This is a genomic window from Roseobacter weihaiensis, from assembly GCF_020622345.1.
In the GTDB taxonomy this organism is placed as follows: Bacteria; Pseudomonadota; Alphaproteobacteria; order Rhodobacterales; family Rhodobacteraceae; genus Roseobacter; species Roseobacter weihaiensis.
Window position 1 is genome coordinate 18717 of sequence record NZ_JACNMO010000025.1, and the last position, 14263, is coordinate 32979.

Sequence of the window (14263 nt, forward strand, 5' to 3'; positions counted from 1 at the left end):
CGGCAGTGCAATAGTTAAGGCAGACACCCATGACGGAAATGGTCTATGGCGCAGTCCCGGTTCGCGATGGCGAGCCGATCCTCCCGAAATGGTGGCGCACCATCGACAAGTGGTCCATGTCCTGCGTGCTCATCCTGTTTTGCGTGGGGCTGTTGCTGGGGCTTGCGGCCTCTCCGCCCCTGGCGGCCAAGAATGGCTTTGAAGCGTTTCACTACGTGCAGCGGCAGGCGCTTTTCGGCACATTTGCGCTAATTGCCATGCTGATAACCTCGATGATGTCGCCGACGCTGGTGCGGCGGCTGGCGGTGTTGGGTTTTGTCGCGGCCTTTGTTGCCCTGGCCCTTCTGCCATTTTTCGGTACGGATTTCGGCAAGGGGGCGGTGCGCTGGTACGGGCTTGGTTTTGCCTCCGTGCAGCCGTCGGAGTTTCTCAAGCCCGGTTTTGTCGTCGTGGCGGCCTGGATGATGGCAGCCTCGGCTGACCTGAACGGCCCGCCCGGCAAAACATGGTCCTTTGTGCTCTGTATCAGTATTGTGCTGATGCTCGCGCTGCAGCCGGATTTCGGCCAGGCCTGTCTGGTGCTCTTTGGCTGGGGGGTGATGTATTTCATCGCCGGCGCGCCGATGGTCCTGCTGGTGGGGATGGCTGCATTGGCCGTGCTGGGGGGCACCATCGCCTATGCCAACTCGGAGCATTTTGCCCGGCGTATCGACGGGTTTCTCAGCGCCGATGTCGATCCGACAACGCAGTTGGGTTATGCCACCAACGCGATCCAGGAGGGTGGCTTTTTCGGCGTCGGCGTGGGCGAGGGCCAGGTGAAATGGTCGCTGCCCGACGCCCACACGGATTTCATCATTGCCGTGGCGGCAGAGGAATACGGGCTGATCCTGGTTCTGGTAATCATCGCGCTTTATGCCAGTGTCGTGGTCCGGTCGCTGATGCGCCTGGTGCGGGAACGCGACCCCTTCATCCGGCTGGCAGGCACCGGGCTTGCCTGCATGTTGGGGGTTCAGGCGATGATCAATATGGGGGTGGCGGTCCGGCTGCTGCCTGCCAAGGGCATGACGCTGCCCTTTGTAAGCTATGGGGGCTCCTCCGTCATCGCATCTGGGATTGCCGTGGGGATGCTGCTGGCCTTCACCCGCACCCGACCGCAGGGCGAGATCAGTGATCTGCTGTCGCGCGGGCGATCGAGATGAGCGCGCCCTTGTTGCTGATCGCCGCGGGCGGCACGGGCGGGCATATGTTCCCCGCCCAGGCGCTGGCCGAAGCGATGCTGGCGCGCGGCTGGCGGGTCAAGCTGTCCACCGATGCGCGCGGCGCGCGCTATACGGGCGGCTTTCCCCACACGGTCGAGATCGAAGAAATCCGCAGCGCGACCTTTGCGCGGGGTGGCATCGCGGCCAAAGCTGTCGCGCCGTTCAAGATCGCCGCGGGGGTGATGGGCGCGCTTTGGGGTTTCCTGCGGGACAAGCCTGCGGTGGTGGTGGGCTTTGGCGGCTACCCGACGATCCCGGCCATGTCGGCGGCCTACGTGATGAAACTCCCGCGTATGATCCACGAGCAAAACGGCATTCTGGGCCGGGTCAACAAGGCCTTTGCCACGCGTGTCGATGCGATTGCCTGCGGGACCTGGCCCACCGATTTGCCCGATGGGGTCGAGGGGCATCACACCGGCAACCCCGTGCGCGGTGCGATCCTCGACCGGGTGGAGGCGGGCTATATCTGCCCCGGTGACTACCCGATGGAGGTTTTGGTGATCGGGGGCAGCCAGGGCGCGCGCATCCTCAGCGATGTCATCCCGCCGGCGATTGCGGCTTTGCCGATGGCGATGCTAAAGAACCTGCGGGTCAGCCATCAGGCCCGCGAGGAAGACGAAGATCGTGTTGCCAAATACTACCTCGATCATGGCGTCAAAGCGGATGTGCAACCGTTTTTCCATGACATCCCGCGCCGCATGACAGAAGCACAACTGGTGATCAGCCGGGCTGGTGCGTCGTCGGTTGCGGATCTGTCGGTGATCGGGCGGCCCTCCATTCTCATCCCCTTTGCCGCCGCGACGGGGGACCATCAGACCGCCAACGCACGCGGCTTGGTCGAGGCGGGCGGTGCGATTATGATCCCTGAATCCAAAGCCACACCGGCTGCAGTTGCGGAACATATGCTCGCTGTGCTGGACAATCCCCCTGCCGCGATGCAAATGGCCACCGCCGCAGCCCGATTTGGTCGGCCCGAAGCCACGGAAGCTTTGGTCGGGATGGTGGAAACATTGGCGCAGAAGGGGCCTGAAAAATGAACGCAGCGACAAAACTGCCCGGAGACGTCGGACCGATCCATTTTGTGGGCATCGGCGGCATTGGCATGTCCGGCATTGCCGAGGTGCTTTTGAACCATGGCTATACCGTGCAGGGCTCCGACCTCAAATCGACGCCCATCACCCGCCGCCTGCAAGAACTGGGCGCGCATATCTTTGAAGGACAGCGCGCGGAGAACGTCGACAACGCCGAGGTGGTCGTGATCTCCAGCGCGATCAAACCGGGCAATGCGGAACTGGATGCCGCTCGGGGACAGGGGTTGCCGGTGGTGCGCCGTGCCGAGATGCTGGGCGAGCTGATGCGGCTCAAATCCAATATCGCGGTGGCCGGCACCCATGGCAAGACGACCACCACGACGATGGTGGCGACGCTGCTAGATGCGGGGGAGTTCGACCCCACCGTGGTGAACGGCGGCATCATTCACGCTTATGGCTCCAACGCGCGCAAGGGTGAAGGCGAATGGATGGTGGTCGAGGCGGATGAAAGCGACGGCACCTTCAACCGGCTGCCCGCCACCATCGCCATTGTGACCAATATCGACCCCGAGCATATGGAGCATTGGGGCGATTTCGACACGCTGCGGCAGGGGTTTCTGGAGTTTGTCTCGAACATCCCCTTCTACGGGGTTGCGGTGTGCTGCACCGATCACCCCGAGGTCCAGAGCCTGGTGGGCAAGATCACCGACCGGCGCGTCGTCACCTATGGCTTTAACGCGCAGGCGGATGTGCGCGCCGTCAACCTGCGGTATGAGGCCGGGGTGGCGCATTTCGATGTGGCGCTTCAGGCCGAAGGCATGGTGATCGAAGACTGCAGCCTGCCGATGCCGGGGGATCACAACGTCTCCAACGCGCTTTCCGCGATTGCGGTCGCGCGCCACCTGGGCATGAAAACCCAGGTCATTAAGGAAGCGTTAGCCGCGTTCGGAGGTGTTAACCGGCGCTTTACCCGCGTGGGCGAAGTTGAAGGCGTGACGATCATTGATGACTACGGCCATCACCCGGTTGAAATTGCCGCGGTGTTGAAAGCGGCGCGGCAGGCCACCGAAGGTCGCGTGATTGCGGTCCATCAACCGCACCGGTATTCGCGTCTTTCCAGCCTTTTTGACGATTTCTGCGCCTGTTTCAACGACGCGGATGTCGTGGGCATCGCTGAGGTCTATGGCGCTGGCGAAGAGCCTGTGCCCGGGGCCAGCCGGGATGATCTGGTGGCCGGGCTGATCCGCCACGGGCACCGGCACGCGCGCGCCGTGGTGGGCGAGGATGATCTGGAACGTCTCGTGCGCGAACAGGCCCGACCCGGCGACATGGTGGTCTGCCTTGGCGCGGGGACCATCAGCACCTGGGCCAACGGGCTGCCCGCGCGCTTGCGCAAGGGGGCGGCATGATGCTGTTGTGGCTCTGTATCCTTTGGGTCCTGGCCGCCTCGGTGGTCGCGCTCATGCCGATGCGCTACCAATATGCGCCTGGGATCGGCCTGCTGCTGGCCGCCCCGCTTCTGATCTTCTGGATCGGATACACGGTGGCGCTGTGGGCGGCTCTGCTGGCGCTTTGTGCGTTTGTGTCGATGTTTCGCAACCCGCTGCGCTATTTCTGGGCGCGTGCCCGCGGCCTACAACCCGAGGCGCCGGAATGAGTATTTCTCTGACACTCGCGGCGCTTTGGGCGCTGGTGGCCAACATTCTGGCGATGACGCCGAGCCGGGATCACCACTGGCGCAACGCCTATATGCTGATTGCGGTCGGTATCCCCATCGTGGGCTACGTGACCTGGCAGCACGGGCCCTGGATGGGGATGCTGATGCTGGCCGCCGGCATGTCGGTGCTGCGCTGGCCGGTGATCTATCTGGGACGCTGGATCAAACGCAGAACCCTGCGCTAAAAGGGGGATCATGAGCGACATGCCCAAAGTACGGGGCCGCCTGACGCCCGGTCGCCGTCTGAGCGAGCTGACCTGGCTGCGGGTGGGCGGACCAGCCGACTGGCTGTTTCAGCCGGCCGATCTGGAGGATCTCAGCGCCTTTTTGCGCAGCCTGCCCGGTACGGTACCGGTCTTTCCAATGGGGGTCGGCTCGAACCTCATCGTGCGGGACGGCGGCCTGCGGGCCGCGGTGATCCGGCTCGGGCGCGGCTTCAACGGTGTCGAGATTGATGGCAACCGGGTGACGGCCGGGGCGGCGGCGCTGGATGCGCATGTGGCGCGCCGCGCGGCGGAGGCGGGGCTCGATCTGACCTTTTTACGCACCATCCCCGGCAGCATCGGCGGGGCGGTGCGCATGAATGCGGGCTGTTATGGCAGCTACACGGCCGATGTTTTGGTCGAAGTCGACGCCGTCACACGCAGAGGTGAGCTCAAGACTCTGCGCGCGGCTGATTTGCAGATGGCGTACCGGCAAAGCCAGTTGCCAGAGGGCTGGATTATTACCAAAGCGGTGTTGGAGGCCCCAAAGGGCGACCCCGAAAAGCTCCAGACCCGGATGACGGAGCAACTGGCCAAGCGGGATGCCACGCAGCCCACCAAAGACCGCAGTGCGGGCTCCACCTTTCGCAACCCGGCGGGATTTTCCTCCACCGGCAGGGCCGATGACGTGCATGACCTCAAGGCGTGGAAGGTGATCGACGCGGCAGGCATGCGCGGTGCCCGGCGGGGTGGCGCCCGAATGAGCGAGATGCATTCCAACTTTCTCATCAACTCAGGTGACGCCACGGCAGCCGATCTCGAAGGCCTGGGCGAAGAGGTGCGAAAAAAGGTTTACGATTCCAGTGGTATCACGCTAGAATGGGAAATCATGCGGATCGGCGAAAAGTTAATCTCCGATTAACCACAAACGGCTCTGATCTGCTGCAATAGAATAACGGTGTACCGGCGCAAAAGTCGGACAAAACCAAAACATAACGGGCCCGCAAAAGGGCCCACACCAGAGGCACCAAGGTGGGTCAGTCGAGCAGGACACCCCCGAAAGTGGCAGTATTGATGGGCGGGCCTTCGTCGGAGCGTGACGTATCCCTGTCCACGGGCAAAGCCTGCGCTGCCGCTTTGCGGGACGAAGGATACAAGGTGATCGAGGTCGATGCGGGCCGCGATCTCTGTACCCGTTTGCAAGAGATCTCCCCGGATGCGGTGCTCAACTGCCTGCATGGGCGCTGGGGCGAGGACGGGTGCGTGCAGGGCTTGCTGGAGTGGATGAGGGTGCCCTATTCGCATTCGGGTGTGCTGGCGTCTTCCCTGGCAATGGACAAGCAGCGCAGCAAGGATGTCTTTGTCTCGGCCGGGCTGCCGGTCGTGCCCTCCGTACTTGCCAAATCGGCGGATGTCCGCATGGGGCATGTCATGCAGCCGCCCTACGTGGTCAAGCCCAATAACGAAGGCTCCTCTGTCGGGGTCTATCTGGTGCATGAGATGGCCAACGGGCCGCCGCAGCTCTCGGCCGATATGCCGGATGAAGTCATGGTAGAAGCCTTCGCACCAGGGCGTGAGCTGACCACCACCGTGATCGGAAATCGCGCCCTGACGGTGACCGATATCCTCACCGATGGCTGGTATGACTATGATGCCAAATACAAACCGGGCGGATCACAACATGTGGTGCCGGCGGATGTGCCGCCCGAAATATTCGACCTCTGCATGGATTACGCCCTGCGCGCGCACAACGCGCTGGGGTGCAGAGGGGTCAGCCGCACCGATTTTCGCTGGGATGAAACCAGGGGGGTCGCGGGGCTGATCCTGCTGGAGACAAACACCCAGCCCGGCATGACCGCAACCTCGCTCTCGCCCGAGCAGGCCGCGGCAATGGGCATGCCCTTTGGCAAGCTTTGCGCCTGGATGGTGGAGGATGCGTCATGCGATCGCTGATCCGATCCCGTACACCCAGACGCATCGGTGACCCGGCTCCGTCCCGCTGGTCCTGGCGGATGCAGCGGCTGATGCTGACGCCCGCCTTCCGGCTGTTCCTGCGTGCCGGTGTGCCGGTGGTGCTGACATTTGGCGCCGCCACCTGGTGGCTGTCGGATGCAGACCGCCGTGCAGCGATCTGGGAGAGTGTCGCGGAGGCGCGCGCCAGCTTCGAGACCCGGCCTGAGTTCATGGTGCAGCTGATGGCGGTGGATGGCGCCGACGATGCGCTTGCTGCAGAGATTAGAACCGTCGTGCCGCTGGATTTTCCGCTGAGCTCCTTCGATCTGGACCTCGGCAGTATCCGCGACAGCATCATCGCGCTCGACCCGGTCCAGACCGCCACCGTGCGCATTCGGCCGGGCGGTGTCATGCAGGTTGATGTGACGCCGCGCAGGCCGGTGGCCATCTGGCGCAGCCGCGACGGTCTGGCCCTGATCGATGTCATGGGGGTCCATATCCGAGCCCTTGACAGCCGCATGGATCGGCCTGACCTGCCGTTGATCGCGGGACAGGGGGCATCTGAACATGTGAAGGAGGCGTTGAGTCTCTACCGCGCGGCAGCCCCCTTGGGGAACCGGTTGCGTGGCATCGTGCGCATGGGCGAGCGGCGCTGGGACGTCGTACTGGACCGCAACCAGCGCATCTTGCTGCCCGAAGCCGCAGCCGTGCAGGCGCTGGAGCGGGTGCTAACGCTCGATAAGGCACAGGACATTCTGTCACGGGATATTACCCGGGTCGATTTGCGTCTGAGCGCACGGCCGACAGTACAGATGAGCGATTATGCCACCAAGACCTGGTGGGAAATACGACAGGTTTCAGGACAATAGAAGATGAGTGATTTATACGACAGCCAGAGGCAGATGCGAAACATGCGCAAGGCTGCGATGCAGCGCGGCGTGGTGGCCATCCTCGATGTCGGGACGTCGAAAATCTCCTGTCTTGTGCTGCGCTTTGATGGGGCCCCGCCGTTGGAGGAAGAGGGCGAGATCGGCTCGCTTGCGGGCCAGTCGGGGTTTCGCGTGATTGGCGCCGCCACGACCCGGTCGCGGGGCGTGAAATTCGGCGAGATCTGCGCCATGGCCGAGACCGAACGCGCAATTCGTACCGCGCTTCAGGGCGCGCAGAAGATGGCCAGCATCCGGGTGGATCACGTCATTGCCTGTTTCGCCGGCGCCGCGCCGCGGTCCTACGGGCTCGACGCGCAACTGCCCCTGGAAGGGGAGGCGGTCACCGAAGAGGACGTGGCCCGCGTGCTGGCCGCCTGCGATGTGCCGGACTACGGTCCGGGCCGCGAAGTCCTGCACGCCCAGCCGGTCAATTTTGCCCTCGATCACCGCTCCGGACTGAGCGATCCGCGCGGACAGCTGGGCAATGCGCTCTCGGTCGATCTGCACATGCTGACGGTGGACGGGGCGGCGGTGCAGCATCTGGCGCATTGCATCCGGCGCTGCGATCTGGAGCTGGCGGGCATTGCCTCCTCCGCCTATGTCAGCGGTATTTCGTCGCTGGTGGAGGACGAGCAGGAGCTTGGCGCAGCTTGTATCGATCTCGGCGGCGGCACCACGGGTGTGTCGGTCTTCATCAAGAAACACATGATTTTTTCCGATGCGGTGCGGATGGGTGGCGACCATGTGACCTCAGACATTTCCATGGGGCTGCAGATCCCGATGGCGAATGCCGAGCGGATCAAGACCTTTTACGGCGGCGTTCATGCCACCGGCGTGGATGATCGCGAGATGATCGAGATCGGGGGCGACACAGGGGATTTTGAACACGACCGGCGCACCGCCAGCCGGGCCGAAGTCATCGGCATCATGCGCCCGCGGGTCGAGGAGATCCTCGAGGACGTGCGCGCCCGGCTTGACGCGGCGGGGTTTGACCATCTGCCCAGCCAGCAGATCGTGCTGACGGGCGGGGGCAGCCAGATCCCCGGCCTTGACGGTTTGGCCAGCAAAATCCTTGGCCAGCAGGTGCGGTTGGGCCGACCGCTTCGGGTGCATGGGCTGCCGCAGGCCGCGACGGGGCCGGGATTTGCCTCTGTGGTGGGGCTGTCGCTCTTTGCGGCGCATCCGCAGGATGAATGGTGGGATTTCGATATTCCCGCCGATGGCTACCCGCAGCGCTCCTTGAAACGGGCGGTGAAATGGTTCCGGGACAATTGGTGAAAAGCTGGCGTTAAGACCTCGAATCGCGTAAACTGAAAGTAAGAAAAAAAAATCAAAGGCAGACCGAGCAGTCAGCCACAACCAGCCGCATTCCTCCTGTGCCATCGGGCGCCGGGCCGGTGATTTTGTGCGTTGCTCTATGGGTCAGCTTGGATTTTCCGCAATATCTTGCCGATTACCCCAGAAAGCGGTTGGTTTCAGCCTTTTATCACCCATATTTTGTGGCGTATTTGCGTTTTTTGCGTGACGCTACGATGTGTACCCGGTAGTGTCCTTGTAGGATTGGCAGAAAAAACACCCGCGAATGCGGGAAGCAGAACAGGCGGATTTAAGCATGACCCTTACTCTCTCGATGCCCGGACAGGCAGATCTGAAACCACGCATCACGGTATTTGGCGTGGGTGGCGCTGGTGGCAATGCGGTGAACAACATGATCGAGAAGGCGCTCGATGGCGTTGAATTTGTTGTGGCCAACACCGACGCACAGGCGCTGCAGCAGGCCCAGTCGGACAATCGCGTGCAGCTCGGGGTCAAGGTCACCGAAGGGCTGGGGGCGGGCGCGCGTCCGACCGTCGGTGCTGCGGCGGCCGAAGAGAGCATCGAAGAGATCGTGGATCATCTGGCGGGCGCGCATATGTGCTTCATCACCGCCGGGATGGGTGGCGGCACCGGGACCGGTGCGGCGCCGATCATCGCGCAGGCCGCGCGCGAGTTGGGCGTGCTGACCGTCGGCGTGGTCACCAAGCCCTTCCAGTTCGAAGGCGGCAAGCGCATGCGGCAGGCCGAGGACGGCGTCGAGGCGCTGCAGAAGGTCGTCGACACGCTGATCATCATCCCAAACCAGAACCTCTTCCGTCTGGCCAATGAAAAGACCACCTTTACCGAAGCATTCTCCATGGCGGATGATGTGCTTTATCAGGGGGTTAAGGGCGTCACGGATCTGATGGTCCGCCCCGGTCTCATCAACCTTGATTTTGCCGATGTCCGCGCCGTGATGGACGAGATGGGCAAGGCGATGATGGGCACGGGTGAGGCGGATGGCGAAGATCGTGCGATCCAAGCCGCGGAAAAGGCGATTGCCAACCCGCTGCTGGACGAGATTTCGCTGCGCGGAGCCAAAGGTGTGCTGATCAACATCACCGGCGGGCATGATCTTACCCTCTTTGAACTGGACGAGGCGGCCAACCGCATCCGCGAAGAGGTCGATCCGGACGCCAACATCATCGTCGGCTCCACGCTGGACACTGAAATGGGCGGCCTGATGCGGGTCAGCGTTGTCGCCACGGGCATTGACGCAACGGATGTGAACACGGAAATGCCCGTGCCGCGCCGGTCGCTGTCTCAGCCTTTGCAGCCTGTTGCCCAGGTCGACGACGCGCCAGCCGCAGAGGGCGCAACAGAGCAGGCGCCGGACCCCGTGGCCGCTCAGGTCAGCGAAACCGCCGAGGAGGAACCATCGCTCTTTGGCACGCTGGATGCAGAGCCCGCCGCGCCGGAAACGCCCCGTGACAGCTTTTTCGATGCGCCAGCACCAGAGCAGGTTGCCACGGACGATCTGCCTGCTCCCGCCTACCAGCCACAGGTTGCGGCTTTCGATCCCAACCGCTCCAGCATTGATACGGAAACGGAGGCAGAAAGCTTCGTCGCCCCGCGCGCCCCGGCACCGGGGACACCATCGCCCGAGGCGATGGCCCGTTTACGCGCGGCAGCGCAAAAGGCAGCCCCTGCCGCCCAACCGCGGGCGCCGGAACCTCGGGTTGCGGCAAGCGCCCAAGAGGAGCGGCCACGGTTTGGGATCAACTCTCTCATCAACCGGATGACCGGGCATGCAGAGGGGGGGCAACCCACGCCGTCCCGCCAGCAGCCGCCAATGCCCGAACGGGCGCAGGCGCCGGCCCAGGTTCCGCAAGACCAGGAAGACCCCGATCAGGAACGGATCGAAATCCCTGCATTTTTGCGGCGTCAGGCGAATTAACCTCTTCACGAAAGTGACGGAAAGGGCTGCCATCGCGCAGCCTTTTTTCTTTTTAAAACAGCGGTTTATATAGCCGCAAGCGCCTTTGCGCTCAAATGTAACAGTTGTGTTTCAGTCGGTTGCAAAGATTGAGTTGAGCCCAAACGCCCTGAAACCTAGATACGATGCCAACAGGGCGGAAGTCCGACTGAATTATTCGTGGGGGCCACGTGCAGACAACGATCAAATCACCAATCAGCTTTTCCGGCTATGGCTTGCATTCGGGTCATAAGGCCACTGTGACGATCAGACCCGCGTCCGCAGAGCATGGTATCTGGTTCTCCCGCTCGGACGTGGCCGTGGGGGACCGCCTGATCCCCGCCCGCTGGGATTGCGTGGTGCGCTCGCCACTTTGCACGAAGCTGCAGAATGCCTCGGGTCTTCAGGTCTCAACCGTTGAGCACCTGATGGCGGCGCTGGCGGGATGCGGTCTGCACAATGCGCTGATCGAAATTGACGGGCCTGAGGTGCCAATTCTGGACGGCTCTGCCGCGCCTTTCGTGCGCGGCATCATGCAGCGCGGGCTGCGCACTTTGAATGCGCCCATCCGGGCGTTTGAAGTGCTCAAGGAAATCACCGTGACCGATGGCGAAGCCACAGCGACGCTTGGTCCCGCAGACACCCTGAGGATCGACTTTCAGATCGATTTTGAGGATGCGGCGATCGGCCATCAGGAAAAGTCACTTGTCATGAATAACGGCAGCTTTGCGCGGGAACTGTGCGACAGCCGCACCTTCTGCCGCCAGGCGGACGTTGACGCGATGCGCGCCAACGGGCTCGCACTCGGGGGCACATCCGGTGAAAACGCGGTTGTCTTTGAAGGCGACCGGGTACTTAGCCCGGGTGGATTGCGTCACCGGGATGAACCCGTGCGCCACAAGATGCTGGACGCCCTGGGGGATCTTGCTTTGGCGGGGGCACCGATGATCGGGCATTACACGGGCGTACGCGCGGGTCATTCCTTGACCAACACGCTGTTGCGGACCCTCTTTGCAACACCTGGCGCTGTGCGCATGATCGTGTGCGACAAGCACACGGCGTCCAGCCTGCCGGGATATGGTCTTGCGTGGGATGAAATTCCAGCCGTCGCCTGATTGGTTTATCCGACATTTTCGGTCATTTCTGCGTGTGTCGGGTTTCTTTTTCTCCACGTCAAAGCTTATAATCTCTTTGGGGCGCAAAGAGCATTTTGCCCGCGAAAATTCTATGTTAGGACCGATTAAAGCGTGGTTCTATCAGGCTGCGCAGATGACGGAGCGAAGGTACCAAGGGATGAGTGGGCGACGAGGATCTGGACGGCGATGGGTTGTAATCGCGCTGGCGATTTCTGCTGTGTCGGCCTGCGCCACCGACACGGGTCGTACCACGGGCAGTTTCTTGAATCCGCAGGAAATTCCGCTGGAAACATACGACGCCGAGCAGATTTTCGAGCGTGGCGAATTCGAGTTGAACCGCAACCAGCCGGAAGAGGCCGCGTTTTACTTTGCCGAGATCGAGCGTCTTTATCCCTATTCCGACTGGGCCCGTCGCGCGCTTATCATGCAGGCGTTTTCCTACCATCAGGATCAGGATTACCCCAACAGCCGGTCCGCAGCACAGCGGTTTATTGATTTCTACCCCGAAGACGATGACGCGGCCTACGCACAATACCTTCTGGCGCTCAGCTACTACGATCAGATCGACGAAGTCGGACGCGATCAGGGGCTGACCTTTCAGGCGTTGCAAGCGCTGCGTCAGACCATCGAACGCTATCCGGACAGCGACTATGCACGCTCCGCCATTCTGAAATTTGATCTGGCCTTTGACCATCTTGCCGGCAAGGAGATGGAGATCGGGCGCTACTATCTGCGCCGCGATCACTTCACGGCGGCGATCAACCGGTTCCGTGTTGTGGTCGAGGATTTCCAGACCACGTCACACACGCCCGAAGCGCTGCACCGTCTGGTGGAGGCGTATCTGTCACTTGGCCTGACCGATCAGGCACAGACCGCCGCCGCCATTCTGGGGTTCAACTATCAGTCGACGGTCTGGTACGAGGACAGCTTTGCCTTGCTGACCGGCCAGGGACTGCGCCCGGAAGCCAGCGGCGACAACTGGCTGCGCCAGATTTACCGTCAGACGGTCAGGGGCGACTGGCTCTGAGGCGGCGCGCCCACCCAAGGAACGGATAAAGCCGATGCTGCGCGGGCTTGATATCTCCAACATGCTCATCATCGAAAGGCTGGAGCTTGCCTTTCAACCCGGCCTGAATGTGTTGACCGGTGAGACCGGGGCGGGCAAATCGATCCTGCTGGATTCCTTGGGGTTTGTATTGGGCTGGCGGGGCCGGGCGGATCTGGTCCGGCAGGGGGCCGCGCAGGGAGAGGTCACCGCATGGTTTGACCTGCCCGTCGGTCATCCGGCGCATGCCATCCTGCAAGAGGCCGGACTGCCCGGGGGGGACGAGCTGCTTTTACGACGCGTCAACACGCAGGACGGGCGCAAGACGGCGTGGGTGAATGACCGGCGGTGTTCGGGGGACGTGTTGCGGCAGCTTTCCGAGACGCTGGTGGAGCTGCACGGCCAGCACGACGATCGCGGTTTGCTCAATCCGCGCGGCCATCGGGCGATCCTTGATGAATTTGCCGCCTTGGACCCGCTCAAGGCTGAGGTGCGCGGGGCCTGGCGGCAAAAGGGGGAGGCCGCCAAAGCATTGGCAGCTGCCGAAGCGGCGATGGCCGCCATCCAGGATGAAGAAGAGTTCCTGCGGCACGCTGTGGCTGAGCTGGACGCGCTGGCCCCGCAGCCCGGCGAGGACGCCGAGCTGGATCAGCGCCGCCGCACCATGCAGGGCGCTGAGAAAATTCGCAGTGACGTGCTGCGCGCCCATGAGGTGCTGGGCCATCAGGGGGCGGAGGCTGCGCTGAGTGATGCACTGCGCTGGCTGGAGGGCGCGGCGGAACCTGCGGATGGGGCGCTGGAAGCCCCGATGGCGGCTCTCGGGCGCGCAATGGTGGAACTGGATGAGGCGATGGACGGGGTTGCCCGCGCCATCGAGGGGCTGACCTTCAATCCGGCAGAACTGGAAGACACCGAGGAACGTCTGTTCGCGATCCGGGCGCTGGCCCGCAAGCATGATGTCCCGGCTGATGCGCTGGCAGGTTTTGCGGACCAGCTGCGCGCCAAGCTGTCGGCCCTTGATGCGGGGGATGCGGATCTGGCCCAGTTGCGCAAGGCAGCCGACCTGGCGGAGGCCACGTACCGGCAGGCTGCCGGTCAGCTGACCGAGGCGCGCATTCGGGCCGCAGCCCAGCTCGATACAGAGGTCACCGCCGAACTCGCCCCCCTCAAGATGGAGCGCGCGGTCTTTACCACTCGCATCACGCCAGACACAGCCGGGCCGGACGGGGCGGATGCGGTTGCCTTCACGGTCGCCACCAACCCCGGCGCGCCGTCCGGGGCCTTGAACAAGATCGCATCGGGCGGTGAGCTGAGCCGCTTTCTGCTGGCGCTTAAGGTGTGCCTGACCAAAAGCCAAACCGGCCTGACGATGATTTTCGACGAGATCGACCGGGGCGTGGGCGGGGCGACAGCAGATGCGGTGGGGCGCCGTCTGGCGGCCCTTGCAGAGGGCGGACAGGTGCTGGTGGTGACCCATTCGCCGCAGGTCGCGGCCTTGGGCGCGCATCACTGGCGGGTGGAAAAACGGGTCGCGAACGGGATGACCACATCGACCGTGACAGTCCTGCCCGGTGGCGCGCGGATCGACGAAATCGCGCGCATGCTGTCGGGCGATACGATCACGGATGAGGCACGCGGTGCCGCAAGGGCATTATTGGCAGGTTAGGGCGGCACAAGGGGTTTCCCGACGCCACCGCTTGTCCTAGACAGAAAAGATAC

Annotated in this window: 13 protein-coding genes; all 13 read left to right on the forward strand. The window is 63.0% G+C overall.

The features are described from left to right. The first annotated feature begins 29 nt into the window (after window positions 1–29). The 13 genes from ftsW (at window position 30) to recN (ending at window position 14210) form a co-directional block, all read left to right on the forward strand. Window positions 30–1199: a putative lipid II flippase FtsW gene (gene ftsW / locus H7847_RS20935; RefSeq protein WP_227271439.1), complete on the forward strand. Its 1170-nt coding sequence runs from the start codon at window positions 30–32 to the stop codon at window positions 1197–1199. Further along, window positions 1196–2296 carry a UDP-N-acetylglucosamine--N-acetylmuramyl-(pentapeptide) pyrophosphoryl-undecaprenol N-acetylglucosamine transferase gene (locus H7847_RS20940; RefSeq protein WP_227271440.1) on the forward strand — a complete coding sequence of 367 codons (1101 nt, stop codon included), beginning with the start codon at window positions 1196–1198 and terminating at the stop codon, window positions 2294–2296. The genes ftsW and H7847_RS20940 overlap by 4 nt, the downstream gene beginning before the upstream one ends. Further along, on the forward strand, window positions 2293–3699 hold the full coding sequence (gene murC, locus H7847_RS20945; RefSeq protein ID WP_227271441.1) for a UDP-N-acetylmuramate--L-alanine ligase: 1407 nt from the start codon (window positions 2293–2295) through the stop codon (window positions 3697–3699). Before H7847_RS20940 ends, murC begins: the two co-directional genes overlap by 4 nt. After that, window positions 3696–3947 carry a DUF2484 family protein gene (locus H7847_RS20950; RefSeq protein WP_227271442.1) on the forward strand — a complete coding sequence of 84 codons (252 nt, stop codon included), beginning with the start codon at window positions 3696–3698 and terminating at the stop codon, window positions 3945–3947. The genes murC and H7847_RS20950 overlap by 4 nt, the downstream gene beginning before the upstream one ends. Further along, window positions 3944–4192 (forward strand): DUF2484 family protein, encoded by a 249-nt coding sequence (locus H7847_RS20955; RefSeq protein WP_227271443.1) that lies wholly within the window; start codon window positions 3944–3946, stop codon window positions 4190–4192. Before H7847_RS20950 ends, H7847_RS20955 begins: the two co-directional genes overlap by 4 nt. 10 nt (window positions 4193–4202) lie before the next feature. Next, window positions 4203–5132: a UDP-N-acetylmuramate dehydrogenase gene (gene murB, locus H7847_RS20960; RefSeq protein WP_227271444.1), complete on the forward strand. Its 930-nt coding sequence runs from the start codon at window positions 4203–4205 to the stop codon at window positions 5130–5132. Window positions 5133–5242: 110 nt separating this feature from the next. Next, complete coding sequence (locus H7847_RS20965; RefSeq protein ID WP_227271445.1) at window positions 5243–6163, forward strand: D-alanine--D-alanine ligase; 921 nt, start codon at window positions 5243–5245, stop codon at window positions 6161–6163. Then, complete coding sequence (locus H7847_RS20970; RefSeq protein WP_227271446.1) at window positions 6151–7032, forward strand: cell division protein FtsQ/DivIB; 882 nt, start codon at window positions 6151–6153, stop codon at window positions 7030–7032. The genes H7847_RS20965 and H7847_RS20970 overlap by 13 nt, the downstream gene beginning before the upstream one ends. A 3-nt stretch (window positions 7033–7035) precedes the next feature. Then, window positions 7036–8370: a cell division protein FtsA gene (gene ftsA, locus H7847_RS20975; protein WP_227271447.1), complete on the forward strand. Its 1335-nt coding sequence runs from the start codon at window positions 7036–7038 to the stop codon at window positions 8368–8370. A gap of 334 nt (window positions 8371–8704) precedes the next feature. Further along, a complete protein-coding gene (gene ftsZ / locus H7847_RS20980; protein ID WP_227271448.1) occupies window positions 8705–10345 on the forward strand; it encodes a cell division protein FtsZ in 1641 nt (546 codons plus the stop codon). Window positions 10346–10554: 209 nt separating this feature from the next. Further along, the gene (lpxC, locus tag H7847_RS20985) at window positions 10555–11478 is read left to right on the forward strand and encodes a UDP-3-O-acyl-N-acetylglucosamine deacetylase (RefSeq protein ID WP_227271449.1); all 924 of its coding nucleotides are present in this window, start codon (window positions 10555–10557) and stop codon (window positions 11476–11478) included. 178 nt (window positions 11479–11656) lie between these two features. Continuing rightward, the gene (locus tag H7847_RS20990; protein WP_227271450.1) at window positions 11657–12526 is read left to right on the forward strand and encodes an outer membrane protein assembly factor BamD; all 870 of its coding nucleotides are present in this window, start codon (window positions 11657–11659) and stop codon (window positions 12524–12526) included. 34 nt (window positions 12527–12560) lie between these two features. Continuing rightward, window positions 12561–14210: a DNA repair protein RecN gene (gene recN / locus H7847_RS20995; protein ID WP_227271451.1), complete on the forward strand. Its 1650-nt coding sequence runs from the start codon at window positions 12561–12563 to the stop codon at window positions 14208–14210. The last annotated feature ends 53 nt before the right edge of the window (window positions 14211–14263 follow it).